The organism is Rhizobium esperanzae, from assembly GCF_002204185.1.
In the GTDB taxonomy this organism is placed as follows: domain Bacteria; phylum Pseudomonadota; class Alphaproteobacteria; order Rhizobiales; family Rhizobiaceae; genus Rhizobium; species Rhizobium esperanzae.
The window spans coordinates 56,833-81,958 of the sequence record NZ_MXPU01000024.1 but is presented as its reverse complement, the minus strand read 5'-3'; the positions used below and the strand labels follow the sequence as shown (position 1 = coordinate 81,958).

The window sequence follows — 25,126 nt, the reverse complement described above, 5'->3', positions numbered from 1 at the left end:
GCGTGAATTCGATAACCGCCTGGGCGCGCGACAGCGCGCTTATCTTGCCGGCATCTTCGGCGCTTTGCATTTTCTGCCTGGTGATATCGGTCGCGAATTTCACCACCTTATACGGCTTTCCGCCACTGAAGACGGGATTGTAGGAGGCTTCGATCCAGATTTCCCTGCCGCCCTTGCCGATGCGCTTGTATTGGCGCTGATCGAACTCGCCTCGGCCGAGCTTTGCCCAGAACTCGCGATACTCGGCCGAGGAAACTTCTGCCGGCTCGACGAACATCCGGTGGTGCTGGCCGACAATCTCGGACAATTCGTAACCGAGCGCGGCACAGAAATTGGCGTTGGCCGTCAGAATCTTGCCGGTGAGGTCAAATTCGATGATGGCCTGTGACCTGCTCATCGCCGCCAGTACGGCCTTGGCATCCGAACCGAAGCCGAATCCTAGTGTCTTCATGCTGTTCCCCCTAACACAGATGTTACGCGAATGACTGCCGCGACCCATCACCGGACTTGCGCTGGATGGGCAACCTGGGAAGAGAATCCGATAAATTCTTTAAGTATCCATTAACCCACAATCGCCGAACAGAAGCCCTCACGCCCGAACGCCACGTAAATAATAACAAAATAAAATCAGCTATTTGCCTGAAGCCCCCCGAGGGCCGGCTTCAGCAGGAGATATTCCCGTGGGGATTTCGAGCGTGAAGACAGCGTTTTTTTCACATGGACCTGCCCTGAAAAATCTAAGATCGGTTTACTCTTTGTTAAGCATCAATCGCCCTTTATGTTCGTATTTCCGGCGGTGAACAGCCTTTCTGTTTTCCCGCTACAACTGCATATTTCAGCGTCCTTCGAGCGTGCAGGATCAATTCCAATACGGGCGAATTGCTGGACACGTCAGCCGTGAACGCGGGGAGTGATTTGGAGAAAAGACATGAAGCTCGAGGATGAGTTCAATCGAATTGAGGACGTCGCCGCAGGCTTCAAGACGCATTACGAAGTTTCAAATATATGAAAGATCTGACCCAGGATCTGGGAATGACGGCTTTCCTGATCATGACGCTGCCGACGGTCGACTTCGTTGAAATAGGCGCGACAAAGATCATCACCTGACATTGAACGAGAAACACAAACCGATTGCCTTTAAGCCGAGCGAGCTGGACTGCCTGAGGCTGACGGCCGGGGGCAGGAAGAGCAGCGAAATCGCGAAGCTTCTCGATCTGTCGGAAAATGCGGTCAACAATCATATCGGCAGCGTGATCAAGAAGCTGGGATGCACGACGAGGACACAGGCGGTCGTCGGCGCTCTGCGCCTCAATATCATTCGGGTTTAGAGCTTTTCCGAGTTAGATCGACTGCGCCTGCAGCAACAGGGTAGCCTCCTCCGGCGGGACGGGCTTCGAGAAGCGATAGCCCTGCGCTTGCTCGCAATGGGCCTGCCGCAGGAAATCCATCTGGGCGTCGGTCTCTACGCCTTCGGCGAGGACCGACAGTTTCAGCGTTTGCGCTAGCGAAATGACGGCGGAGGCGATGGCGACGGCGGTTTTGTCGCCCGGCAGGGCCTCGACCAGCGAGCGGTCCATCTTCAGCCGGTCGAAGGGGAAGGTCTTCAGGGCCGCGAGGCTGGAATAGCCGGAGCCGAAATCGTCGATCGACAGGCGCACGCCGAGCGCCCGCAGTGATGCCATCATCGCCAGAGCGCGTTCGGCATCCTGCATCACCACGCTTTCGGTGACTTCGAGCTCCAGCCAGTGGGATTGCAGACGGTGGCGCTCCAGCGCCTCGGCGACGTGGGTTGCGAAATCCGGATCGGCGAACTGCTTGGCCGAGACGTTCACGGCGATCGTCACCGGCGCCAGGCCCATATCGTGCCAGGCGCGCGTCTGGCGGCAGGCTTCGTTCAGCACCCAGAGGCCGAGGGGAACGATCAGGCCGGTCTCTTCGGCGAGCGGGATGAATTTGACGGGCGGCACCCTGCCCTTGGCCGGATGGTTCCAGCGCACCAGCGCCTCGATGCCGGTGATGCGGCCGGTGGCGACATCGACCTGCGGCTGATATTCCAGGAACAGCTGGTCGCCGGTGATCGCCTGGTGGAGTTCCTCGTGCTCACCGAGCGGCATGCCGACGGGCGCGCCGTCGCCATCATGATGCTGCAGCGTGTTGCGGCCGAGCTGCTTGGCGCGGTACATGGCGCGGTCGGCGTTGGCGAGAAGCTCGTCCGACGTTGCGCCGTCGAAGGGAAAGGCGGCGACCCCGATGCTCGAGGTAATGGCCATCTCGCCGCTCCCGCCGTGTATCGGCCGGTTGATCGCCTTCTGCAGCTCGCGAAGACGGCGGGTGATGCCGGCATCGTGGCTCGACTGGTGGACGAGCACCACGAGGAATTCATCGCCGCCGAGCCGCACCACCATATCCGAGGGACGGATGCTGTTGGCCATGCGGGTGGCGATCTCCTTCAGCACCTCGTCGCCGGCCGCATGGCCGCGGCCGTCGTTGATGTCCTTGAAATTGTCGAGGTCGATATAGGCGACGGTGACCTTGCGATTGTTGCGCCGGGCTTGATCAAGAATGTTGGCGAGCCGCTCCTTCAGAAAGGCGCGGTTCGGCAGGCCGGTGAGTTCGTCGTGATGGGCCATGAAATGGATGCGATCGTCGACCCGCTTGCGCTCTATGGCGATGCCGGCGATGTGGGTGGCGAGCGCCACCAGGTTCATTTCATGCTCGGTGGGACGGCGCACTTCCCTGGAATAGAGAGCAAAGGTGCCGAGCACATTATTCTCGGAGGTGGCAATCGGTGTCGACCAGCAGGAGCGGAAGCCGAAGGGGGCGACCAGGCCCCGGAAATCCTCCCAGAGCGGGTCGCTCATCACGTCCTCGACGATGACAGGCTGGCCGCGCCAGGCGGCGGTGCCGCAGGATCCGACTTTTGGGCCGATGGTGACGCCGTCGATGAGCCGGCTGTAGCCGCCGGGCAAGTTCGGCGCCGCGCCGTGATAGAGCCTGGTGCCCTCGATATCGAGCAGCAGTACCGATCCGTCGATGCCGGTCAGTTGCGCCTCGATCATCAGCACCAGCGCCTCGAGGATCATCGGCAGCGGCTCGTTGCGGGCGATCATTTCGAGCAGTTTCGCCTGGCCGCGATGCAGATCCTCCTGCAGTTTGCGCTCGGTGATATCGCGGGAAACACCGATCAGGCCGACGATTTCGCTGCGTTCGTTGCGCAGCGGTATCTTCGAGGTCAGCCGGCAGACCGGCCTGGGGCTGCCTGGAAGAACGATCGTCTCCTCCATGTCGATCCGGGCCTGGCCGCTCGCCATGATCTGCTGCTCAATATCGAAATGCCGGCGCGCCACCTCGAAATCGAACAGGTCGAAGTCGCGCTTGCCGGTGATCTCTTCTGCGCTCGTAAAGCCAAGGTGGCTGGCGGTGACGGCATTGGCGAAAACGAAGCGGCTGTCACGATCCTTGACGTAGAGAAAGTCCGGAAGTTCGTGGATGATTGCTTTCAGGCGCAGGTTCTCAACGCCCTCCGAGAGGTGATGAGCGGTGGACGCCATCATCGCCTCAGTCGCAGCAACGAAACGCCGCGTTTCGGCCGTCAGGGAATCGACAGTTTCCTGTCGCCTGGCACTCGCTTCGTGCATGACGCCATTCTCCCCCAGCGGCTGAAGGCCCATTCCGCAACACCCAATGTATTTTCACCTCAAAGTAGTCCGCATTCCCTTCGGGTTGCTTAAACGAAAGGGTGAATGACACACCAAGATAAGCGGCGAGATCCTGCCATCGGCCCCTGTCGCAGCAAGAATTTCGGATTGATGTGAAGGGCCTGTGCCAAAAGAAGGCAGGCGGGCTGGCACGTTTTCTGCTACGGGCGCGTCATGACAGGAGAGCCCGGAATGCCCCTTCGCCGCGACATGCTCCTCTTTCTCGCCGCCTCGGCGCTGGCGGGCGGGACGTCGCGAGCGCTTGCCTCGCCGCTGACGGCTGCCAGTCAGCCCGATCTGCGCGGTGCAATCGACGCGGTGGAATATCGCGCCGTTCCCGAAAGCGGCGACCGCAAGACCCGCAACCTGGAGCAGATGATAAAGCAGGCGGCGGCCGAGAACGTGCCGGTCTTCCTGCCGCCCGGCACCTACAAGATTTCCAACCTCACCCTGCCCGACAATACGCGCATATCAGGCGTGCCCGGCGCCTCGCGGATCGTCTATACCGGCGACGGCCATCTATTTGCGGCCGAAAACATCAGGCGCATCGAGCTTTCCAATCTCGTCATCGACGGCGGCAACCGCTGGCTCGGCGATCATGCCGGCGGGCTCCTGCAATTTACCGGTGTCGACGAGGTGCTGATCGACAATTGCGAGATCGGCGGCAGCCGCAAGCACGGCCTGCAGCTGGAGCGCTGTGGCGGGCGGATCGAACGCAGCCGCATTTCGGGCGCCGCTCAATCCGGCCTCTACGCCGTCGATTCCGCCAATCTTTCGATCGTTGCAAATATGGTCTCGGATTGCGGCAATGGCGGCATTCTCGTGCATCGCTGGAAGAATGCGGAGGACGGCACGGTCGTTTCCGGCAATCGTATTTCCAACATCCGCGCCAATGACGGCGGCACCGGCCAGAACGGCAACGGCATCAACATCTTCCGAGCCGACGGGGTGATGGTGGTGAACAACCAGATTTCCGACTGCGCCTTCACGGCGATCCGCGCCAACTCGGCCTCGGACATCCAGATCAGCAGCAATCAGTGCCGGCGCTCAGGCGAGACGGCGATCTATGTCGAATTCGCCTTCGAAGGGGCGGTGGTCTCCGCCAATATGATCGACGGGGCGGCGAACGGCATTTCGATCGCCAATTTCGACGAGGGCGGGCGGCTCGCGAGCGTCACCGGCAATGTCGTGCGCAACCTGACGCTGAAAGGCCCCTACAAGCACGAGGTCGGCTTCGGCATCGGCATTGCGGCGGAAGCCGATACGCTGGTGTCCGGCAATGTGATCGAGGGCGCGCCACGCTGGGGCCTGCAGATCGGATGGGGGGCTTATCTCAGAAATGTCGTCGTCAGCGGCAATGTGGTGCGCAAGGCCCCTGTGGGATGCGCGGTCTCGGTCGCCGAGGGGGCCGGCACGGCCGTCATCACCGACAACATCTTCCAGGAGGTTGGTGAAGGGGCGGTCCTCGGCTTTGAGTGGGACAGACAAGTCTCCGCCGAAATGGCGGGCGGCAACGCGCCCTATGCGCAGCTGACCGTCGAGCGAAACCGCGTGTCCTGACACGCGGCTCCGTCTTTGCTCAGTGCGTCTGATAGGTGCCGGTGACGGTCGCTTCCGCCAATGCGTGTTTCTTTGCCTCCGCCCACATCGCGCTGATACCGGCGGCATCCGGCGTAGAAAGCTTCGGCACGTCGAGGGCCGCGAGGCGGAAGATGTAGTGATGCGGGCGATCGCCTGCCGGCGGCTGCGGGCCATCGTAACGGGCATTGCCGAAATCGTTCTTGTAGAAGCGCGGCGCCTGCTCCGGCGCCGTATCGACGCTTTCGGCAAGTGCGCACCACTCAGCCGGGATATTGGCAATGCCGCAATGGCGGAACGTGCCATGCGGAGCATCCGGATCCTCAACCATCAGAGCAAAGCTCCTGGTCTCCTCGGGCGCGCCGCTCCAGGTCAGGGGCGGAAAGAGATTCTCGCCGGCGCGCGCATATTTCTTCGGGATCGGCTGATCCTGGGCAAAAGCCTTGCTGATCAATGTCAAAGTCATGACATTCTCCTTTCTAAGCGGGCTCCTTTCTAAGCGGGCTCCTTTCCAAGGGGGCTCCTTTCTAATCGGGCTCCTTTCTGATCGGGAGCTCCTTGATGTTCGGGGCTCCTTCATCGTCAGGGACGACCACCCCCCTTTTTATGCTCGCTCTCCTGATTGCGGCCGCGCATCATGGCCCGGTCGTCATTGCGGGGGTCCGGGTCGGCCTTCAGATCATTGCCTTTGCGATAGGCTTCCTTCGCCTGCTCATTGCGTTGCAGATCTGCCTTGGCGTCGAAATCCTTGCCGGCATTTGCGGTTTTCTCGCGTTTCTCGATGACACGAAGCTGTTGTTCATGCGTCTTCTTGCCCGTCATGAGTTCCTCCTTTGCCTGGCCCGCGTTGCGCACGCGGCTCATCGCTTTTCGGCGCTTGGACGGCGCCAATCTCAGGGTCCAACCCGCCGGCTCTCTCATTGTTCCCAATTGTGCTCGATCCGGCCGGGAAGGCCCCGGCGGCATCAAAAGCTTTCATCGTCCCATCAGCGGCGAGGACTTTTCCGAGGGTGATCCGGCGTTTACGGTTTCTGCGACACAGCGAGGGGATATCGTCATGCTGACAATCTATGGGGTCTATCGATCGCGCGCTTCGCGCTCGTCTACTGGATGGCGGAGGAACTCGGGCTCGAATTCCGCTCGATCCCCGTGCTGCAGGCCAGGCGGCTTGCCGACCCGCTCGCCGAAGAGGCGCCGCTCAACACGCATTCGCCCGATTTTACAGCCCTCAACCCGATGGCGCAGATCCCCAGCATTCGCGACGGCGACCTCGTCATGCACGAGTCGCTGGCGATCAATCTCTACCTCGCGCGCAAGCATGGCGGGCCGCTTTCCGGCCAAACCGTCGAGGAAGACGGATTGCTGACGATGTGGACGATCTGGGCGGCCTCGCAGGTCGAGCCGCATTCGGTGCGGATCGTCCTGACCTACGATAACGAGCTTGAGAACAGCGACGATGGCAAGCAGACGATCGCCGCCGCCTGCTACGGGCTGCGCCGGCCATTTGCGGCGCTCGAAGGTCACCTTTCCGGCCGGCAGTGGATCGTCGGCGATCGCTTCACCGTCGCCGATCTCAACATCGCCGAGGTGTTGCGTTATGCCCAGAGCGAGGCGGATCTTTTCGACGCGCATCCGAACATCAAGGCTTGGATCGAACGCTGCCAGTCCCGCCCGGCTTACAAAGCGATGCAGGCGGCTCGCAGCAAGGAGCCGGTCGAGGTTTAACGCCTACTCGAAAAGCGCCAGCGTTCCGGCCATCTCCTCGCGGATCCAGGCCTTGAAATCCTTGACCTTCTTCGGTTCGCGCGCGCCTTCGGCGGTGATGAAATAGTGGCCGAAGCCGGTCTTTGCGCGAATGCCGAAGGGCGCCGCCAGCCGGCCTTCGGCCAGCGCAAAGTGCGCAAGCGTCTGCCAGGCGAGCATCACGCCCTGGCCGGCGATCGCCGCATCGAGGCACAGCGAGGCGTCGTTGAAGACATGGCGCGTCGACGGCGTCGCGCCCGAAAGTCCGGCCTCGCGCATCCAGACTTCCCAGCTGAACATGGCGCGGCCGTCGATAACCGCTGGTAATCGCAGGATATCCGCGGGTTCATGTAGTTTCGCCGCCATCTCAGGCGAACAGACGGGAAAGACCTCCTGTTCCAGCAGCAGTTCAGCCTTCACGTCGGGCCATTTGCCGGCTCCGACGCGGATGCCGATATCGACGTCGCCGAGCGCCGGATTGACGAGATTGTGCGTCGCATCCAGCCGCAGCTTGATGTCGGGGTAACGCTCGGCGAAGCGGTCAAGCCGGCAGACGAGCCAGCGGGCGGCGAAGACCGGCGCCACCGAGATGGTCAGGATCGTATCGTCCTTGCGGCTTGCGATCGAGACCGCCGCCGAAAGGCGGGCGAAGCCCTCGTCGAGCGCTGCGAGCACCGGCCGACCGGCTTCGGTGGCGATCATGCCCCGGGCGGTGCGCTCGAAGATCACTTGGCCGAGTTGGGCTTCGGCCTTGATCACCTGCTGGCTGACGGCGCCAACCGAGACGCCGAGCTCGTCGGCGGCCGCCTGCAATGAGCCGAGACGACCGACGGCCTCCAGCGCCCTGAGGCCGTTGAGATGGACGCTATTCAGGTTCTTCATATAGTTTTTCTATAATGTCGCCGTGGTAATCTCAATTGAAAAAGCACCGGCGCAGGCAGACATTGCAAGCATACAGAATCCCGCTCGACCGGCGATGGCACGATGAGCGGGAGAGCTTGTTCGGCACCAGCCGCCGTTTGACCATCTTTCCGCGCCGCTGGAGAATGCGAGGCTTGCCATGTCATGGCTGAAGTTTTTCTTGAGGTCTGCCGCGGGGACGCAGATCGACCCGGACTGGAAGGATGACCCGCTGCGGCATCCCGAGGTCCAGCGCATGTCGCTACGCGAAATCGCCGATCTGCCGCTGGGAGCGGAGACCGGTTTTCATGCCGAGGCCAGGCCGCCGCTGGCGAAATGCGCGTGAGCACCGCTCCCGCGCTTTTGCTGGTTTTGCGTTATGCCGGCGCCCGTTAAACGGCAGATGCCTGCCAGCAAATCACCGAACGCAGCGCCTCGAGAGCCTCATCCTTGTACGTTGCCGTTGGTGTATGATGGGGTCGTGCGGCGGGGATGCATGCCGTTCATGATCTCGTCGGATTGGCCGGATCCTCGCTGACGCCGACGCGGTGGCGATAGACCATTTCCCAGCCTTTCCAGCCGTTGAACAGAAGAAGGGCGGTGGCGATCAACGACAGCACCAATCCCGTCGGCACGATGAAGTCGCCACCTTCGGCCAATCGGCGCCAGAGGTTGACGGCCTCGATCAGGACGAGGACGACATTGCCGATCATATGGAACCAGGCGTCGCGCAGGTCGCGAATGCGGCTGTCGCCGAGAAAGTCAGTCAATCCGGCAACTGCCGCCAGCGCCGCCATGACAAGGCCGGCGCCGAGCATCCAGTTGGTCGCTACTGCCCAGGCCGGATCGCCCGATCTGGCGTAGACGATGTCGACAACAAGCGTGCCGACGAAGGCGGCGACCGGGAACGGGATCAACATCGGATGGATCGGATGACCGGCAATGCTCAAGGTGCTTTTCGGGTTCATCCTATTGTCCTCCGACCTTTTTCAATGCGTCTTGCCTGTGGGCAGCGATATGATCGCTCTTGTCGCTCTTGATCTCGTACTGGGGCGATGCCTCCGTCGCCCGGCGCCGATGGCCCTTGTAATCAAAATCCCGGGTGTGGATCGCGATGATGCGGCCGGAGACCTGCCCGGCCTCCGAATTCCAGGTGACGTGATCTCCCCGAGCAAATTTGGCCATGTCGCACAACTCGTCAGATGCAGCAGAGTATGCGTCAAACATCCAGACCGCCTGGTTTGTTCCCGTCACGGCCGACAAGCTGAAACCCGCAGCTGTGGAGAAGAGGCCTGCCGCTTGCGGCGCGAGCGAAGATTGCGGAAGCCCAGATAGTGATCGGCATCCGAGGTGTTCCATCGACCGGCAAGAACGATGATCGCGATGTCCACAGCGACGATGAGCAAGGCATAGATTTGCCCATGCCTGCAATGAAGCGCAGGCGGAAATCGGTCAAAGGTGGTGGCGACATAAGGCCGAAATGACGGTCGAAACGCAACTTCAGCTTGAACGAATCCCACTTCGCGCTAGCCTGCCTTCGCAAGCCCTCGCCGCCCGAGTCGGCTCGCTTCACCTCCGAGGGAATAGACATGCCGGCTTTGATCGAAGCACGGGGCGTCAGCAAGCGCTTCCGGCAGCACAAGAGATTTCCGGGTTTGTTCGGCGCCTTCAAGACGCTGGTGACGAGCGAGTATACCGAGGTTCAGGCGGTTTCCGATATCGGCTTCGATATTACCGCCGGCGAAGCCGTCGGCTATCTCGGCCCGAACGGCGCCGGCAAATCGACGATGATCAAGATGATGACCGGCATTCTGGTGCCGAGCGCCGGCACGCTTTCGGTGCTCGGCCGCACGCCGCATCTCTCCCGCATGGACAATGCGCGCGAGATCGGCGTCGTCTTCGGCCAGCGCAGCCAGCTGTGGTGGGACCTGCCGCTGATCGACAGCTTCACCCTGCACCAGCGCATCTATGATATCCCGGCTTCTCGCTATGCGGACAACCTGCGTCACTTCAGCGAGCTGCTCGACCTTTCGCCCTTTCTCGACCGGGCGGTGCGCCAGCTCAGCCTCGGCCAGCGCATGCGCGCCGAGATCGTCATGTCGCTGCTGCACGATCCGAAAATCCTCTTTCTCGACGAACCGACGATCGGGCTCGACGTGGTCGCCAAGGATGCCGTGCGGCGCTTCCTCGCCGAGATCAACCGCGAACGCGGCGTCACCATCATTCTCACCACGCATGACCTGCAGGACATCGAGACCATCTGCCCGCGGCTGATCATGGTCGATCACGCGAGGCTGATCTTCGACGGCGAATTGCGCCGCCTGCGCGCCGCCCTCGGCTCGGCTCGGCGGCTGACGCTGGAATTTGCCAGCGACCCCGGCCCTTTGCGGCTCAGCACCGCGTCGCTCGTCAACGACGAGGGCTTGCGCAAGGAATATCTGATCGAGCGCGAGGACGTGTCGCTGGTCAAAATCCTTTCGGAGGTCGGCAGCGACCGCGACCTCAAGGACGTGGCGCTGCACGAGCCCGACATCGAAGAGGTCATCCGCACCTTCTACCAGGGTCGCAATGCCAGAGCCCGGGCCTCATGAGCGCTTATCTCGCCTTCACACGCAACGCCCGGGCGCCCACGCTATGAGCGCATATCTTGCCTTTACACGCAGCGCCTTCCACGCGCAGCTCGCCTATCGCAACGAGGTCTGGGCCAATATTTTCGGCAAGCTGGTGCAGGTCGTCGCCCGCGTCGCCATCTGGCTCGCCGTCTATGGCGGCGCCGGCGCGACCGTGGTCGACGGCGTCTCGCTGCAGCAGATGGTGACTTATGCGCTGCTCGGCGGGGCTGTGATGGGCGCTACCCGTCCGGAAAGGGTCATCGGGGAGATCGGCCGGTCGCTCAAGACAGGCGATATCGCCGTCTGGCTGCTGAAGCCGCTTTCCTATCCGCTCTATCTCTTCGCCAATGAATGCGGCAGCTTTTCCTATCGCCTGGCGACGCAGGTCATCCCGACCGTCGCCTTCACCGCCTTGATCTACGGCATGCTGGCGCCGGCAAGCCTGTTCCATGGCCTGATGTTCGCCGTCTTCTGGGCGCTGTCCTTCGTGCTGATCTTCCTGATGTCGGCGCTGTTCGGGCTGATCGCCTTCTGGCTGATGACGAGCTTCTCGCTCGACTGGATCCTCGGCGCCCTGCTGCATCTGTTCTCCGGCCTGCTGGTGCCCTTCTGGTTCTTCCCTGAGCCCTTAGCGACGATCGCCCGCCACCTGCCCTTCGCCTGGGTCGTCTATTATCCCAATGCCGTCTATCTCGGCAGGCTTTCGGTGGCCGACACCTGGCTACATCTCGGCCTCGGCCTCGGCTGGGCCGGACTGTTCCTTTTGGGTGTGCTCTGGCTGTGGCGCCTGGCATCGCGCCGCATCACCGTGCAGGGAGGCTGATCGTGTTCATCTATCACCTCCGCGTCATTCCGCTCCTGGTGCGCATGCATGTGCGCTCACAAATGGAATATCGCGGCGCCTTCTGGCTCGACCGGCTTGCGCAGATCCTCTCCTATGGTAGCGTCTTTGCAACGATCGGCATCCTGCTTGCCCGGTTTCAGACGCTCGGCGGCTGGACCTGGCCGGAGCTGGCGCTGCTCTTCAGCTTCCAGCTGCTCGCCTATTCGCTGGGGGCAGCGATGAGCTTCGTGCAATTGCGCGACCTCGAGGAGCTGGTGCGGCTCGGCACCTACGATACGCTCCTGGTGAAGCCGTTCAGCCCCTGGGCCTATCTCGTCTTCTCCGGCCTCAATATCGGCTATGCCGGCCACATCATCCTGGCAGTGCCGCTGCTCGGTTGGGCCATCCTGTCGGTCGACTTCGCCTGGTCTGCGCCGTCCATAGCTTTTCTGCTTGCCGCGATCGTCAGTGCGACGCTGTTGACCGGTGCGATGATCACCATGATCGGCGCGACGGCACTGATGTGGGTACGGTCGAACCACCTGTTTTCGATCTTCTTCGGCTTCTGGGAGCTGACGCGTTATCCTCTCAACATCTTTCCCGGCAGCATCCAGCTGACGCTGATCACCGCCGTTCCCCTGGCACTGACCAGCTCGGTCCCGGTCGGCGCCCTGCTCGGCAAACCCATCCCGATCCTCGGCGGTTGGGCCGGGCTGGTGACGCTCGCCGCCGGCCCGGTCTGGGTGTTGCTCGCCATGGCCCACTGGCGCTACGCCACCCGCAGGTACCAGGGTGCGGGCGGCTGATGATCGGGCAGCCGAGAACACCCTCATTGACCTGCCGCCCTTCCGCTCTTACATAGCTAGACAGTCTAGCTAGGAGCGGTTTTATGGAATGGCAATTGCAGGACGCAAAGAACCAGTTCTCGAAAGTGGTTCAGAAGGCGCGAGACGAGGGACCGCAAGTGGTCACCTTGCGCGGTGAGCGCGCGGCTGTCGTATTGTCCGCCGACGATTACGACGCCCTGCGTGCCGGCCGCCCGACGCTGGTCGATGATCTACTGGGCGGTCCTGCCTGGGACGATGATCTCGCCGATGCGGTCGAAGCGAGGGTCAAGAGCCCGAGCCGTGGCGTGACTTTCTGATGTATCTCGTCGATACCAATATCGTCTCTGAGGCGCGACGCGGCACGCTCCAGGCGGTTTCCTGGCTGCGCTCTGTCGATCCGCTGAGCATCCATCTGAGCGCGTTGACGCTCGGCGAGATCATGCGCGGCATTGCCCTCAAACAGAGGTCGGATCCGAAGGCCGCGACCCACTTGGCCGAGTGGCTGCGCAAGCTGCGCCACGACCATGGCAGCCGTATCCTTCCGGTGACCGATCAGATTGCCGTGGAATGGGGCCGCATTGCAGCGATCCGGCCGCGCGGCGACATTGATGGATTGATCGCTGCGACGGCGATCGTCCACGATCTCATCGTCGTCACCCGCAATGTCGACGACTTCCAGGACACCGGTGCATCCGTGATCGACCCCTGGCAGACCTCAGCGTGAGTTCAGGGGCGGCTACGACCGGCCCCACGCCCCCGACCGGAGTTGACATCTCCCGGCGCATCAGCCCCGGTCATAGACCAGCGCCCGCTGAACGGCGGGGCGCTGCAGCATGCGGGCGTGGTGGTCGCTGACCTTTGCGAAACGGGCGGGATCGACGCCGTCGGCGGGCAGCCAGTCGGTCATGACGAAGAGATAGGGATCGGCGAGCGAATAGGTCTCGCCCATCACCCACGGGCCTTTGAACATCGTCTCTTCGATCAGCGTGAAGCAATCGGCCATATTCTGCGGTACCTTGGCCTTCATCGCCTCGAGTGCCGCCGGCTCGTCGGCCCAGCGCGAGCCGCGCCGGCGATGGGCATGGTTCACATGCACGGTCGAGCAGAGATAGCTGTTGAAGGATTGCAACCGCGCCATTTCGAAGGCATCGCCGAGCGGCGCGAGCTTTGCGGTCGGGGCGCTTTCAGCGATGAAGCCGAGGATCGCCGGCGTTTCCGTCAGCACGCCGCGCTCGGTGACGAGCGCCGGCACCCGGCCCTTCGGATTGATCTTCAGATAGTCGGGCGAACGCTGCTCGCCATTGGCGAAGCTGAGCTTCTTCGTTTCGAAGGCTAGGCCGGATTCTTCCAGAGCAATAAGGCTTGCGAGCGCGCAGGTTCCGGACGCGTAATATAATGTCAGCATGGTTGTCCACTCCCTTTCGGAACGAGATATAGCGCAGGGATGACTGCGCCGGAACGGGGGAGATGGGTTTGCTTTGCGTCGGAGTCGCCCCTCATCCGGCTGCCGCCACCCTCTCCCCGTTCTGACGGGGAGAAGGGAATATGCCGCGACCTCTCGGTCCCCCTCGGGCCTCTCGCAGGGCACGTCCCCTCTCCCCGTCAAAATGGGGGTCCGCGGGACGGGTCGAGACCAGCGGCTCGCCCCCGGCAAGGGCTAGGGTGAGGGGCAAATCACCGGCACAAACTCGCTGCTCAGCCGCAACCCGGCACATCCTCCAGCCGGTGCCAGACCGGGATGCCGCGTTCTCTGGCGATGCGCACGTCATTGTCGGCGCCCTTGGAATCGCCGGGTAAGCGCAGCACGCCCTCGCAGAGCTGCAGCAGCCGGCCGGCGACCGGATGGAAGATTTCCTCGTAGAGCGCGTCCCCGACCGATCTGCCGCCGGCGGCGTGCCAGATCGGCAGCGCCACCCATTCGCCGATCATCGGCACATGGCCGGCTTCAAACAGCTTGTGGGAGGGTTCCTCCAGCCGCTTCAGGTTGGCCGCCATTTTTTCCGGGTCGTCGCCCGTCCCGGACCGATAAGGCCCGGCAATCAATATCAACATGATCCACTCCATCACTCTCCCGGCTTCATGCACGGGATTTCCCGAAAATGCACGATATTTCTTGAATGTCGAGTCATTTCGTGCAACATCATGTCGTCTCGTTCATTTTCGTGCGGAAAGACAATGCTCACGACGCAACGCAAGACCCTGATCCTCGACATTCTGCGCCGTGACGGTCAGGTGATTGCCAAGCGTGTCGCCGAGGATTTTTCGCTTTCGGAAGACACGATCCGGCGCGACCTCAGGGAAATGGCGGCGGAAGGGCTGTTGAAACGGGTGCATGGCGGGGCGATGCCGCTTTCGCCCCATCTGCCCGATTTCACCGCGCGGCGCAGCGTCTCGTCCGAGGTCAAGGCGCGGCTCGGAGCCGCCGCGGCGGCGATGATCAAGCCGGGGCAGATGATCTTCCTCGACGGCGGCACGACGACAGCGGAGATCGCCAGGCATTTGCCGCGTGACATGGCGCTGACGGTCGCGACCCACAGTCCGACGATCGCCGCCGAGCTCGAGCACCATCCGACGGCGGAGGTGATCCTGGCCGGCGGACGGCTCTACAAACATTCGATGGTGGCGACGGGCGCTGCGGCGATGGCGGCGATTTCGCAGTTGCGCCCCGATCTCTTCTTCCTCGGCGTCACCGCCGCCCATCCCGTACACGGGCTTTCCACCGGCGATTTCGAGGAAGCGGCGATCAAGAGACATATCGCCCGCTGCGCGGCTGAAACGCATGTGCTGCTGACGGAGGAGAAGTTCGACCTCGTCTCGCCCTGCCCTGTGCTCGGCATTGCCGAAGTGGCCGGGCTGATCGTGCCGACGGAGATGACGGCCGAGCGGCTGAAACCCTACCGCGATCTCAACGGTACGATAATGGCAGCCTAATCACGCGCTAAAAAGCAGGGCATGATGTCGTGCGAAAACCGCGCACGGTTTCGGCATCACGCCGAGAAGATGGAGGTCGCTCTGATATCGCCGACATGGATGCCGTTCCAGTTGCCCATCGGCATTGCGGCAAAGGCCATCAAGGCTGCATGCACCGTCTCTTCCGTCTCGAAGAAGCGGGCAAGCGTCGCCGCCACCATGGCCTCGGCGGCGCGGGTGGCGCCATCCTCACATTTCAGCGCGATGGCGATGCCCTTTTCCGGGATCGCGGCACAGAAGACACCCTCGGCGCCGGTCTTGACGAAGATGCGGCCGGGAGCGATCTGCATCAGTTTGGTGCAGGCGCGGCCGGAGCCGGCGACATAGAAGGGCTCGGCCATGCAGGCTTCGATCAGGCGGCGGGATGCTTTGGCGCGCAGGGGCTCCAGGCCGATGCCGGTCGCCATTTTGGCAAAGCCGTGGGCCAGGCTGCGCAAAGGCACGGCATAGGTCGGGATTGAGCAGCCGTCGGTGCCGCAGCTCTCGGCGCCGAGCACGGCGCCGGTCAGACTTTCCATCACTGCTCGGATCTCGACCTGCAGCGGATGCTCGTAGCCGACATAACCCTTCGGGTCGATATCGCGGTGGCAGCAGGCGCAGATGAAGCCGGCATGCTTTCCCGAGCAATTGTTGTGCAGCGCCGTCGGTGCGTCGAGCGTGCGGGCCTGATGGATCAGAACTTTCTGGTTCATCGACCAGTGGGCGCCGCATTCCAGCGCTTCGGCATTCCGGCCGGCATGCGACAGCATCGAGGCGGCAAGCGCCACATGTTCTTCCTCGCCATTATGCGAGGCGCAGGCGAGCGCCAGTTCTTTGTCGCCGAAGCCATAGGCATCCGCCGCGCCGCTCTCGACGAGCGGCAGTGCCTGCATCGCCTTGCAGGCCGAGCGCGGGAAGACCGCGGCGTCGATGTCGCCGAGCGAAAAGACAAGCCTGCCGTCGCCATCAACGACCGCCACCGCGCCGCGATGACGGCTTTCGACGAGCAGACCACGGGTGACTTCGACGGCGACGGGATTGGTCATGGCTCTCATCCGGATGCTGGGGACGAGGGAGGCATAACGCGTCCCGCCGCGAAAGCCAACGGGTTTAGCCCCACCCCTCCGTCATGCTCGGCCTTGAGCCGAGCATCCATACCGCATCTACCAACAGCAGCGGCATGGATCCGGGATCAAGCCGAAGGACGACGGTGGATGGAGAGCAGTCCGCGCCTATTCTCTTTCAATGACGATTTTCCTGAGGACACCGCCACTGTCGGGAACCTCGACTTCGATGGCTTTGCTCTTACGTCCGGACTGCACTTTGCCGCAAACCGCGATTGCAGCCCTCATGAGGCCTCTGTCGGTCAGGCGTTCTCTGTCGGTCGGGATGGCTGGCTTAAACGTATCTGTGGCTTCTTTCGCCGATTCCCATGTCATTTGGAAACCACATCCGTTCATCACGAGGTTCCGAAAGAAGTGCTGAACGAGCGGACGACCGTCGGGGGCTGTGTGCGTGCAACCTGCAACGGCCAAAGAAAGCGCGACAATGCCAAGAATGCGAAATTTCATCGTCCCATCCAAATGATCAACCCCGGCGAGCACTAATGACAGAAAATTGGTAGAGTCAATCGACTAGAGCAACGCACGCATTTACGCCGAAGCGCCCACCCACTCGGTCATCCCAGGCCTTGATGGATGCGGTGTGGATGCTCGGCTCAAGGCCGAGCATGACGAAGGGTGGGGTGGCTCGTGGAGCAGAACTGCAATGCCGGGCGGAGGAGAATGATTGCGCACGCTGCCAATTCGGCCTCGACCTCCGTCATCCTTGCGCCTGGCTCCAACCATATTGATGAAGGCTGCTCGGATCGCGCCGTCCGCACCCCGTTGAATCCAAGCCTTGAGGTTGGACGCGTAGCGACGCTATCTTGCAACCAAAATCACATTCGAAGGAAGTGCTTTGCAATCAACTCTATCCATTTCAGAGTCCATATTGTGGCTATTTTTCACGCTTGTCTCTCTCGGTCTGGCGTGCTGGTTGGCGCGCCGGCCTAAAAGGACAATCGTCGGAATCATCCTCGGAGCGCTTCTCGGGTTGGCATTGATGTCAATCGCGTCGGTTCTGACCGGCTTCCTCGGAAGCGTTCTTCCCTTGGGGCAAATCGATTTCTGGCTCTCCAGTTTGACGGCGCAGATCTGACGCAGACAGTCATCACAGGAATTGACTGAAACGATCGAAAACTATCGTTTCTCTGATGCATCGGACGCGGCTAAAGATGGTGCATCAGGAACCGCCCGAATGTCATCCACTCTTTCCCTCATCCTGCGCGACAACAGGATCCGCATTCCCGCCGTGACGCTCGTCGCGCTTGCCTTTACCTACGCCTCGACCGTGCCCTACCAGTCGATCATCGGGATCAACGAGCTGGGCTTAAGCAACGGCGCCTATTCGGCGCTGGTGTTCTTCTCGGCGATCGTCAACGTGACGACCAGCCTGACGCTCGGCATCTGGTCGGACAGGCTGAAGGAGCGCCGGCCGCTGGTGCTGGGGCTTTCGGTCGCCGGCATGCTCGGCTTCGGATCGATCGCAATCATCCACAGCCCGGCAATCTTCATCTTTTCGACGCTGCTGCTGGTGCCGATGAGCGGCTCCACCTATTCGCTGCTCTTCGCCAGCCTGCGCGCCAGGACCAACCAGATGGAGCGTAGCGAGGGCGCGGCGGTGACGGCAACGGTGCGGGCGCTGTTTTCCGGCTCCTGGGCGCTGGCGCCGGGGCTGATCGGCCTTTATCTCGTCAATTCGCCATCGATGACGCCGGCCTATGGCATCGCCGCACTCGCCAGCTGCACCTGCTTCTGCCTGTATTTCTTCTTCGCCCCCGGCAACGGCAGCACCGGCCCTGCTCCCGATCCGGTGGGTTTCCTCGCTTCGCTGAAACGGATCTTCATGCCGAACGTGCTGATCCGCGTCGTCATCATGTCGCTGCTTTTCGCTCTGCAGCGGCTGAACGGCATGCTTCTGCCGCTGATCATCACCCGTGCGGCGGGCGGAAACGTCGCTGACGTCGGTTTCATCGCCGGGCTGACGGCGCTTCTCGAAATGCCGTTCATGATGATGTGGGGCATGGCGCAGCGGCGCTTCCGCACCGCGTATGTGCTCGCCTTCGGCGCGCTGATCTACTGCGCCTATCTGCTGCTGCTCGGATTTGCGTCCTCGCCCTGGCACATCTATGCGCTGCTGCTCGTCAACGCCTGCGGCGCGGCGGCAATTCTCAGCGTGCCGATCACCTATCTGCAGGATCTGATCGCCGACCGGCCGGGGCTCGGAACCTCGCTGCTCTCGCTCAACACCTTCATCGGCACCGGCATCGCCGCCGGGCTCTTCGCCTTCGGCACATCGCTCACCGACTATTCCGGCACCGCCTTCGTCGGCGCCGCCTCCGGCCTGGCGGCGGTTGGGGCGTTGCTCCATCTGGAAAGCAGCAGGCGGCAGGCGCGGCAGCCGGCCTGATTGCAGGCAGTGCAGGGCACACGCCCGCTTCAATCGCCATGCCTTAACGCGCCGTGATGCGGTAAGCGCAGCGGCGGGCGCCGGTGAGGATATGTTCGCTACGCTCGACGTCTGCGCCGAGGGCGGCGCGGAAGGTTTCGAGCTCGGAGCGGCAGAAGCCGGCGCAGGCGGTGGCAGCCGCGCAGATCGGACAGTGATTTTCAACCAGCATGAACGAGCCGTCCGCCTGCTGCCAACTGTCGGCCATATAACCCTCGCGGGTGCGGATCGCGGCCAGGCCCTCGACGCGCGCGGCAAGGTCGCTGGCGTTTTCGAGCTCGTGGCGATAGCGCTTCAGCGTCTCGACCTCGCGGGCGGCGATGACGGTGTCAAGCGCTCCCGCCCCAAGCTGATCAACGAGGGTGCCGAGGAGATTGGCCGTCAGTTCGGCATGGCCATCGGGGAAGCGGCGATTGCCGGCCGCAGTCAGGTGCCAGAGCTGACGCGGCCTGCCCCTGCCGGCAGCGGCAACGGTGACCGGCTGCACCAACCCCTCCTCTGCCATCTTCGCCAGCTGCTGGCGGGCGGCCTCGCTGGAAATGCCAAGCGCATCGCCGATTGCCGAGCCAAGCTGCGGGCCCTCGGTCTTGAGCAGGATCAGAATTCGGTTGGCCGGGGACTGACGCATATTTCTCCAAGTGAACTCTTGTTTTAATCGCAGCGACGTGCAATTTTCCAATTTATAACTTGGAAAATAATAATCCGCCAGCAAAAACATCGGGAGCATCCCATGTCCGATATCGACCAGACTATTTCCATTCCGAACGCCAGTTCCGTCTTCCGCCTGTTCCTGCCGGAACACCTGCCGGCGACCTTCATGCTTGCCGGCGGCGTGACGCTTTATGCTGTCGAGAGTTACATCACCGCCACCATCACGCCCTCGATCGTGCGCGATATCGGCGGCCTTGCCCTGATTTCCTGGGTGACGAGCCTGTTCGTGGCGGCCGCCATTCTCGGTTCGATCTTCGTCGCCATGCGCCCGCGGGGAATCGGGCTCCGCGTGGTCTACGTGATCGCGGCGCTGGTCTTCGGCGTGGGCAGCATGGTCGCGGCAATCGGCCCTTCGATGCCGGTGGTGCTGATCGGCCGCGCCGTCCAGGGCCTAGGGACGGGTGCGCTGGCTGCCCTCGGCTATGCCTTCATCCGCTATGTCTACCCGGAACCACTATGGCGAAAAGCCTCGACGCTCTATGCGGCGATCTGGGGTGTGGCGACCGTCATCGGGCCGACGCTCGGCGGCTTCTTTTCGTCAGGCAGCGATTGGCGCTACGCCTTCATCGTGCTCGTACCGCTCGGTCTTGCGATGGCGGCGCTGGCGCCGCGGCTTTTGCCCGAGGCCAGGGATGAGCGCGACCAGGCGGGAACACCGGTCCTGCAGATTGGGCTGCTGCTTACCGCCGTGCTGATGGTCAGTGCGGCCGGCGCGATCGACGTGACAGCCATCAAAGCCCTGCTGATCATCGCCTCGGTCGTCGCGGTCTCGGCCATGCTCGGCATCGAGGGCCGAAGCCGCAACCGGCTGCTGCCGTCCGGCGCCGTCAGCCTTTCCCGACCGATTTGCCGCGTCTACCTGGCAATGCTCGCCATGACCGTCGTGCTCGTCAGCGAGGTCTTCATTCCCTATTTCCTGCAGGTGCTGCACGGGGTAACGCCGCTGATCTCCGGTTATCTCGTGGCGCTGGTCGCCCTCGGCTGGACCTTCGCCGCCTTCATCGGCAGTTCGTTGAGTGGCCGACAGGCCTATCTGGCGATTGTCGCCGGCGCGCTGATCGAGGCGGCGGCGACCGCTTCGCTGGCGGTATTTCTCGCCAACGAAAATCCGCAGGGGGATTTGCCGCTCATCCTGCCGGCAGCGGCCGCCATGTTCATGATGGGCTTCGGTATCGGTCTCGGCTGGGCGCATCTCGTCGCCATGGTGCTGAAGCTTGTTGCCAGCAACGAACAGGACAAGGCCTCGGCGGCAATCCCGACGATGAGCTCGCTTGGCGGCGCCTTCGGTGCGGCTTTCGCCGGCGTCATCGCCAATGGCGCCGGCCTCGTCGATCCGGGCGGCATGTCGGGCGCGCTGTCGGCAGCGCATTGGCTTTATCTGCTGATGGCGCTGCCGGGCATTCTCGCCGTCGGCGTCTCGCTGACCCTCAGAACAGGATGATTTTAGGCCGAGTCGGCCTAAAACCTGAATCCTGTTCTAGATTAAAAGAGTTAGAGCATGATGTAGCCCGAAAACCGTTCACACTTTTCGGCATCATGCTCGGCTGACGCGCAGCATGACCTTGCCGACATGGCTGCCCTCTTCCAGCAGCCGGTGCGCCTCGACGACATGCTCGAAGGCGAAGACCTTGTGGATCACGGGGGCGACCGTGCCGGCCTCCAGCAGCGGCCAGACTTCGGAAAGCAGGTCGTCGCGGATGGCGCGTTTTTCTTCGGCGGTGCGCGGGCGCATGGTGGAGCCAGTGACCGTCAGCCGCTTGACCATGATCGGCGAGAGATTGACCTTTTCGGCGACGGCCCCGCCGAGGAAGGCGATGATCGACAGGCAGCCGTCCTTGGCAAGCGAGGCGATGTTGCGCTCGAAATAGGCGGCGCCGATCATGTCGAGGATGACATCGACACCCTGGCCGGTCTCGGCCTTGATCACCGCGGCGAAATCCTCGCTCCTATAGTTGATCCCTCGTTTGGCGCCGAGCTTTTCGCAGGCCTCGCATTTTTCCGTCGAGCCGGCGGTGGCATAGACCTCGGCGCCGAAGGCGCGGGCGAGCTGGATGGCGGTGGTGCCGATGCCGCTCGTGCCGCCATGGATCAGCACGCTCTCGCCTTCGGTCAGCCCGGCCATCTGGAAGAGATTTGCCCAGACGGTGAAGAAGGTCTCGGGAAGCGCCGCGGCCTTTACAGCGTCGTATCCCTTGGGAAAGGGCAGGATCTGACCGGCTGGCAGCAGGCAATATTCGGCATAGGCGCCGCCATTGGCGAGGCCGCAGACCTTGTCGCCGACCGCATAGCCGCGGACGCCAGGCCCGACGCCGACGATTTCACCGGATAGCTCCAGCCCGAGAATCGGGCTCGCATCCTTGGGCGGGGGATAGCTGCCCTGCCGCTGGGCAATATCGGGACGGTTGACGCCGATCGCCTCGGCGCGCACGAGGACCTCGCCTTCGCCGGCCACCGGCAGAGGACGCTTGCCGATCACCATCACATCAGGCCCGCCGAAGGATTTGAGATCGACGAAACGCATTTCCTGAGGCAATGACATGGCGCGACCCTCCTGATCCAGAAGGTTCGGAATAGATCAGCCCGGCCGGCTTGGGAAGGCTGGAAGCGGCAAGGGCGTCAATTCGCCTCGCCGAGGAAATGGAAGGCGAGGCCCTCCTCGCTCTCCTTGGCGGCCGACTTGATGACGGCGATTTCGGCGCTCACGCGGTTGATATCGTCGATGACGAGGCCTTCCGGCAGTTCGAGAACGCCGATCGAGCAGCGCATCAGCGGGAACAGGGCCTCAGTGCCGGTGCGATCGTGGCCGAGGATGCGGCCGGCGGCGCGGTGCTCGTCGGAATAAAGATCGAGCACGTCGTCGTGGAAATCGCTGATCAGCCGGTCGAGGATCTCGGCCAGCTCCTCCTTCGTCCAGCCGACGACGCCGATGAAGAAATCATCGCCGCCGACATGGCCGAGAAAATGCCGCTCGGCGAAGAAATAGCGGCGCATCAGCGCGGCAAACAGCGAGATCGCGTGGTCGCCGAGATGGAAGCCGTAGGCATCGTTGAACGGCTTGAAGTTGTCGAAGTCGCAATAGCAGAAATGGCGGACCTCATCGCCGTCGCGGCCGGACTGGCGCATGAAATCGCGGATGGCGCGATTGCCCGGCAGGCCGGTCAGAGGGTTCTGGTCCTGGGCGGTCTTCAGCTGTTTCTCGTTGATGACCTTGATCAGCGAAGCGGCGGAAACAACGCCGGCATAACGCATATTGTCGGTCAGGATCAGGCAGTTGCTGCCTTCCATATTGGCGAAGATCGCCATCAGCTGCTCGGCATCGCTGTCGAGGCCGACGATCGGCGCCATCTCGACGAAATGCGAAATGGAGCGCTCGTACATCTTGTTCTTCAGGAGGTCACGGCCAAAGGGCTGATAAATATACTCTTTGAGATGCTGCTCGTGGATGATGCCGCGCGGTTCGCTATTGGCGTTGAGGACGGGAAAGAAGGCCTGGCGCGGATTTCGGCGGAAGAGCTCGAAGACGCTGTCGATGCTGTCGTTTTCGTAGACCGTCGGCAGGAGTTCGATCTGCTTGCGGATGAGGATTTCGTCGAGCGACTGGCTCGCCCGCTTGCTCTTGCCGAGCTCCTGCAGATGCGGGAAGGATGGCGCCAGCTCCGACATATGCGTGGTCGGCCGCGAGATGAACCAGCCCTGGACGAGATCGACACCATATTCGCGGCAGGCGATGAATTCGGCCTCGGTTTCGATGCCTTCGGCGATGACGCGGGTGCCGAGCACATGGGCAATGTTGACGATGCTCTTCAGCAGATGACGCTTGCGCGGGCTGCGGTCGATCTCGGCGACGAAATGCCGGTCGATCTTCAGATAGTCGACGGCATGATCGCAAAGCAGCTTCATCTCGCCGTGACCGACGCCGAAATCGTCGATCGCCAGCTTGAAGCCGGCCTTGCGCAGCGTGGAAACCAGGGCGGCAAATTCCGGCACGCTGGTATTGTCGAAACGTTCGGAGAACTCGAAACAGATGGAGGACGGCGGAATATTGGCCGTCCGCAGGTGTTGCAGCAGGCTCTCGACCAGGCGCTCACCATCGGGGATCAGCCGGACATCGAGATTGAGGAACAGCGTCGCGGTGGAGAAATTCGACAGCGTCGCGAACTTGGCGAGCGCGCGGCTGGCAACCATCTGTTCGAGCTGCAGCAGCTGACCGGTCCGATGCGCCTCGTCCAGAATGTCGGCCGGCGTTTCGTAACCGATGCGCTCCTGGCCGCGCATCAGGGACTCGTAACCGAAGACAGTACCGGTGCCGGCTTCGACAATCGGCTGGAAGGCGTTCTCGACGACGAGCTTGGCAAGGGTTACCATCTGATCGCTCGCATAACGGCGGAGCACGCCCGGCTCGACGGCGCCAGCCAAAGAAATTGCAGTCTTCATTGTGGGCCGATCTCCACTGCGACTTGTTCTTCTTGCTCAGGAACTTGCCGCAGAAGGATCAATGAACCCTTTCGCCAATATGAAAGTTTTGTGAAAGACGCGAATCCCGGCACGCGTTCCGCGTGAATTCGAATTACCCAGTACAATCAGGCGCTTGTTCAGGCGGAGCGATGGCGCTGCGCTTCGTGATCGGCAAACATGTCGGCGACGCATCTGCCGCCGGAGGCGACGCTCTCGTCGTCGAGGAGATCTGCCTTGAATTCGCCGAGCTTGCGGGCGGTATCCCAGAGGCGAAGCGCCTCGCGGACGACCTCGCTGCTCGAGGCGTAACCACCCGTGTCGACGGCGGCACGGATGCCCGCCGCCTGTTGCGGAGAGAGGGAAACGGTGACCATCGGCATGAACTTCCTCCCTTTTTTTCTTCAGGCAGTACCCTGCCTTTGGGGGACGCATGACCATTTTCGGCATCTCGGCGATTTCGCCGGTGCTGTGGTGCATTCGCACGGAAACCGTCCGCATAACCCGGATCGGCCCTAATCCCTAAAGTCTAATCCCCCGTCATGTCCTTGTCAAAAAAGAAACGGCTTTTCACCGTTTCAGCTGCGGATGCCGAGGCCGAAGGCGATCATCGTCCAGCCCTGGACAATGAGATCGACGGCCAGGAACAGGCCGAGGACCCAGAGGCTGTTGACCGGCCAGCCGAGCGCGATGACGAAACCGGCAAGCGCGGTGATGACGCCGCTTGCGACGATCCAGCCCCAGCCTTTGACCGGCTTCATGCGCCTTCCGACCCAGGTGCGGAAGACGCCGGCGATGACGAGGGCGAGCGATAGAAACAGCGTCAGCGCCGCCGATGTCAGGATCGGATTGACGAAGGCTGCGATGCCGGCAAACACATAGAGCAGGCCGCTCAGGGTCCAGAAGAGCACATGATCCCAGCCACGGACCTGAAAGGCATGGACGAGATAGGTCACGCCGCCGAACAGCATGAGCATGCCGACGTAATAGACTGAAACGACGGTGGCGAGCATCAGGTTGCCGAGCGCGATCAGACCGCAGACCAAGAGCAGCACGCCGAGGCCGACGAACCAGATCCATTTCGACTGCAGCTGGGATGCCGGCGTTTCGTTGAAGACATCGGCCATAAACGCACCTCCCGTAGCTTTGAATATGTTGCAGCACTGGCCCGGGGGAAGATGCGGCCGCGGGCGGCATGCAAGAAAGATTTTTATTGATTGATCAGTCAATCAAAAATAATATGGGTAGAGATATGGCCAGAAGTAACATGGCGCCGTTTTCAGG

Annotated in this window: 27 protein-coding genes and 2 pseudogenes; 12 read left to right on the top strand and 17 right to left on the bottom strand. The window is 62.2% G+C overall.

From position 1 onward, the window contains the following. Positions 1 to 451: PAS domain-containing protein (locus B5E41_RS27305; RefSeq protein WP_141098814.1), on the bottom strand; the 451-nt coding region annotated here is incomplete at its 3' end. A gap of 477 nt (positions 452 to 928) precedes the next feature. Between B5E41_RS27305 and B5E41_RS27300 the strand changes: the two are divergent. Further along, a pseudogene (locus B5E41_RS27300) lies at positions 929 to 1,328 on the top strand (LuxR C-terminal-related transcriptional regulator). Between the two features lie 12 nt (positions 1,329 to 1,340). Here B5E41_RS27300 and B5E41_RS27295 read toward each other — a convergent pair. Continuing rightward, positions 1,341 to 3,638, bottom strand: coding sequence for a putative bifunctional diguanylate cyclase/phosphodiesterase (locus tag B5E41_RS27295; RefSeq protein ID WP_088396844.1), 2,298 nt, complete (start codon positions 3,636 to 3,638; stop codon positions 1,341 to 1,343). A 252-nt stretch (positions 3,639 to 3,890) separates the two neighbouring features. Between B5E41_RS27295 and B5E41_RS27290 the strand changes: the two genes are divergently transcribed. Next, positions 3,891 to 5,258, top strand: coding sequence for a TIGR03808 family TAT-translocated repetitive protein (locus tag B5E41_RS27290; protein WP_088396834.1), 1,368 nt, complete (start codon positions 3,891 to 3,893; stop codon positions 5,256 to 5,258). Positions 5,259 to 5,277: 19 nt separating this feature from the next. Here B5E41_RS27290 and B5E41_RS27285 read toward each other — a convergent pair whose 3' ends face one another. Further along, positions 5,278 to 5,742 carry a YbhB/YbcL family Raf kinase inhibitor-like protein gene (locus B5E41_RS27285; protein WP_085858719.1) on the bottom strand — a complete coding sequence of 155 codons (465 nt, stop codon included), beginning with the start codon at positions 5,740 to 5,742 and terminating at the stop codon, positions 5,278 to 5,280. A 116-nt stretch (positions 5,743 to 5,858) separates the two neighbouring features. Beyond that, positions 5,859 to 6,098 (bottom strand): hypothetical protein, encoded by a 240-nt coding sequence (locus tag B5E41_RS27280; RefSeq protein WP_088396843.1) that lies wholly within the window; start codon positions 6,096 to 6,098, stop codon positions 5,859 to 5,861. A 235-nt stretch (positions 6,099 to 6,333) separates the two neighbouring features. On the opposite strand from B5E41_RS27280, the pseudogene B5E41_RS27275 reads away from it, so the two are divergent. Beyond that, positions 6,334 to 7,001, top strand: a pseudogene (locus B5E41_RS27275) (glutathione S-transferase family protein). Between the two features lie 3 nt (positions 7,002 to 7,004). On the opposite strand, the gene B5E41_RS27270 reads toward B5E41_RS27275, so the two are convergent. Then, the gene (locus B5E41_RS27270; protein WP_064801148.1) at positions 7,005 to 7,901 is read right to left on the bottom strand and encodes a LysR substrate-binding domain-containing protein; all 897 of its coding nucleotides are present in this window, start codon (positions 7,899 to 7,901) and stop codon (positions 7,005 to 7,007) included. Positions 7,902 to 8,079: 178 nt separating this feature from the next. On the opposite strand from B5E41_RS27270, the gene B5E41_RS27265 reads away from it, so the two are divergent. Beyond that, positions 8,080 to 8,265 carry a hypothetical protein gene (locus B5E41_RS27265; protein WP_085858715.1) on the top strand — a complete coding sequence of 62 codons (186 nt, stop codon included), beginning with the start codon at positions 8,080 to 8,082 and terminating at the stop codon, positions 8,263 to 8,265. Positions 8,266 to 8,422: 157 nt separating this feature from the next. On the opposite strand, the gene B5E41_RS27260 is transcribed toward B5E41_RS27265, so the two are convergent. The 3 genes from B5E41_RS27260 to B5E41_RS31460 all read right to left on the bottom strand — a co-directional run bounded on the left by B5E41_RS27260 (position 8,423) and on the right by B5E41_RS31460 (position 9,439). Beyond that, positions 8,423 to 8,887, bottom strand: a complete 465-nt coding sequence (locus B5E41_RS27260) for a DUF2231 domain-containing protein (RefSeq protein WP_088396833.1) — start codon at positions 8,885 to 8,887, stop codon at positions 8,423 to 8,425. 1 nt (position 8,888) lies between these two features. Beyond that, on the bottom strand, positions 8,889 to 9,104 hold the full coding sequence (locus tag B5E41_RS27255; RefSeq protein ID WP_064806016.1) for a hypervirulence associated TUDOR domain-containing protein: 216 nt from the start codon (positions 9,102 to 9,104) through the stop codon (positions 8,889 to 8,891). Between the two features lie 65 nt (positions 9,105 to 9,169). After that, positions 9,170 to 9,439, bottom strand: coding sequence for a hypothetical protein (locus B5E41_RS31460; RefSeq protein WP_141098813.1), 270 nt, complete (start codon positions 9,437 to 9,439; stop codon positions 9,170 to 9,172). Positions 9,440 to 9,508: 69 nt separating this feature from the next. Here B5E41_RS31460 and B5E41_RS27250 point away from each other — a divergent pair, with 69 nt between their 5' ends. The 5 genes from B5E41_RS27250 (at position 9,509) to B5E41_RS27230 (ending at position 12,905) form a co-directional block, all read left to right on the top strand. Beyond that, positions 9,509 to 10,510 (top strand): ABC transporter ATP-binding protein, encoded by a 1,002-nt coding sequence (locus B5E41_RS27250; RefSeq protein ID WP_088396832.1) that lies wholly within the window; start codon positions 9,509 to 9,511, stop codon positions 10,508 to 10,510. 43 nt (positions 10,511 to 10,553) lie between these two features. Then, positions 10,554 to 11,354 carry an ABC transporter permease gene (locus B5E41_RS27245; protein WP_088396831.1) on the top strand — a complete coding sequence of 267 codons (801 nt, stop codon included), beginning with the start codon at positions 10,554 to 10,556 and terminating at the stop codon, positions 11,352 to 11,354. 2 nt (positions 11,355 to 11,356) lie between these two features. After that, a complete protein-coding gene (locus B5E41_RS27240; protein WP_088396830.1) occupies positions 11,357 to 12,160 on the top strand; it encodes an ABC transporter permease in 804 nt (267 codons plus the stop codon). Positions 12,161 to 12,243: 83 nt separating this feature from the next. Next, positions 12,244 to 12,498 carry a type II toxin-antitoxin system Phd/YefM family antitoxin gene (locus B5E41_RS27235; protein ID WP_088396829.1) on the top strand — a complete coding sequence of 85 codons (255 nt, stop codon included), beginning with the start codon at positions 12,244 to 12,246 and terminating at the stop codon, positions 12,496 to 12,498. Next, on the top strand, positions 12,498 to 12,905 hold the full coding sequence (locus tag B5E41_RS27230) for a type II toxin-antitoxin system VapC family toxin (protein WP_088396828.1): 408 nt from the start codon (positions 12,498 to 12,500) through the stop codon (positions 12,903 to 12,905). The genes B5E41_RS27235 and B5E41_RS27230 overlap by 1 nt, the downstream gene beginning before the upstream one ends. A gap of 60 nt (positions 12,906 to 12,965) precedes the next feature. Here the strand turns inward: B5E41_RS27230 and B5E41_RS27225 are convergent, their stop codons facing one another. Together B5E41_RS27225 and B5E41_RS27220 are read right to left on the bottom strand one after the other, a co-directional pair. Then, a complete protein-coding gene (locus B5E41_RS27225; protein WP_088396827.1) occupies positions 12,966 to 13,586 on the bottom strand; it encodes a glutathione S-transferase family protein in 621 nt (206 codons plus the stop codon). A 290-nt stretch (positions 13,587 to 13,876) separates the two neighbouring features. After that, positions 13,877 to 14,233 (bottom strand): DUF4406 domain-containing protein, encoded by a 357-nt coding sequence (locus B5E41_RS27220; RefSeq protein ID WP_088396842.1) that lies wholly within the window; start codon positions 14,231 to 14,233, stop codon positions 13,877 to 13,879. Positions 14,234 to 14,356: 123 nt separating this feature from the next. Here B5E41_RS27220 and B5E41_RS27215 point away from each other — a divergent pair, with 123 nt between their 5' ends. Further along, the gene (locus B5E41_RS27215) at positions 14,357 to 15,112 is read left to right on the top strand and encodes a DeoR/GlpR family DNA-binding transcription regulator (protein WP_088396826.1); all 756 of its coding nucleotides are present in this window, start codon (positions 14,357 to 14,359) and stop codon (positions 15,110 to 15,112) included. A 56-nt stretch (positions 15,113 to 15,168) separates the two neighbouring features. Here B5E41_RS27215 and B5E41_RS27210 read toward each other — a convergent pair whose 3' ends face one another. Together B5E41_RS27210 and B5E41_RS27205 are read right to left on the bottom strand one after the other, a co-directional pair. Beyond that, positions 15,169 to 16,176 carry an asparaginase gene (locus B5E41_RS27210; protein ID WP_088396825.1) on the bottom strand — a complete coding sequence of 336 codons (1,008 nt, stop codon included), beginning with the start codon at positions 16,174 to 16,176 and terminating at the stop codon, positions 15,169 to 15,171. Between the two features lie 186 nt (positions 16,177 to 16,362). Next, on the bottom strand, positions 16,363 to 16,701 hold the full coding sequence (locus B5E41_RS27205) for a hypothetical protein (RefSeq protein ID WP_088396824.1): 339 nt from the start codon (positions 16,699 to 16,701) through the stop codon (positions 16,363 to 16,365). A 727-nt stretch (positions 16,702 to 17,428) separates the two neighbouring features. On the opposite strand from B5E41_RS27205, the gene B5E41_RS27195 reads away from it, so the two are divergent. Further along, entirely contained in the window at positions 17,429 to 18,640 is a 1,212-nt protein-coding gene (locus B5E41_RS27195; RefSeq protein ID WP_088396822.1) for an MFS transporter, read from the top strand. 43 nt (positions 18,641 to 18,683) lie between these two features. On the opposite strand, the gene B5E41_RS27190 is transcribed toward B5E41_RS27195, so the two are convergent. After that, positions 18,684 to 19,307, bottom strand: a complete 624-nt coding sequence (locus tag B5E41_RS27190) for a helix-turn-helix transcriptional regulator (protein WP_088396821.1) — start codon at positions 19,305 to 19,307, stop codon at positions 18,684 to 18,686. A gap of 102 nt (positions 19,308 to 19,409) precedes the next feature. Between B5E41_RS27190 and B5E41_RS27185 the strand changes: the two genes are divergently transcribed. Next, positions 19,410 to 20,831 (top strand): MFS transporter, encoded by a 1,422-nt coding sequence (locus B5E41_RS27185; protein ID WP_088396820.1) that lies wholly within the window; start codon positions 19,410 to 19,412, stop codon positions 20,829 to 20,831. Between the two features lie 93 nt (positions 20,832 to 20,924). Here the strand turns inward: B5E41_RS27185 and B5E41_RS27180 are convergent, their stop codons facing one another. The 4 genes from B5E41_RS27180 to B5E41_RS27165 form a co-directional block, all read right to left on the bottom strand. Beyond that, entirely contained in the window at positions 20,925 to 21,929 is a 1,005-nt protein-coding gene (locus B5E41_RS27180) for an NAD(P)H-quinone oxidoreductase (RefSeq protein WP_088396819.1), read from the bottom strand. 77 nt (positions 21,930 to 22,006) lie between these two features. Continuing rightward, positions 22,007 to 23,755 carry a GGDEF domain-containing protein gene (locus B5E41_RS27175; RefSeq protein WP_245303164.1) on the bottom strand — a complete coding sequence of 583 codons (1,749 nt, stop codon included), beginning with the start codon at positions 23,753 to 23,755 and terminating at the stop codon, positions 22,007 to 22,009. Between the two features lie 227 nt (positions 23,756 to 23,982). Then, positions 23,983 to 24,225, bottom strand: coding sequence for a ribbon-helix-helix domain-containing protein (locus B5E41_RS27170; protein WP_088396817.1), 243 nt, complete (start codon positions 24,223 to 24,225; stop codon positions 23,983 to 23,985). Between the two features lie 195 nt (positions 24,226 to 24,420). Then, positions 24,421 to 24,969, bottom strand: coding sequence for an HdeD family acid-resistance protein (locus B5E41_RS27165; RefSeq protein WP_088396816.1), 549 nt, complete (start codon positions 24,967 to 24,969; stop codon positions 24,421 to 24,423). Between the last annotated feature and the right edge of the window lie 157 nt (positions 24,970 to 25,126).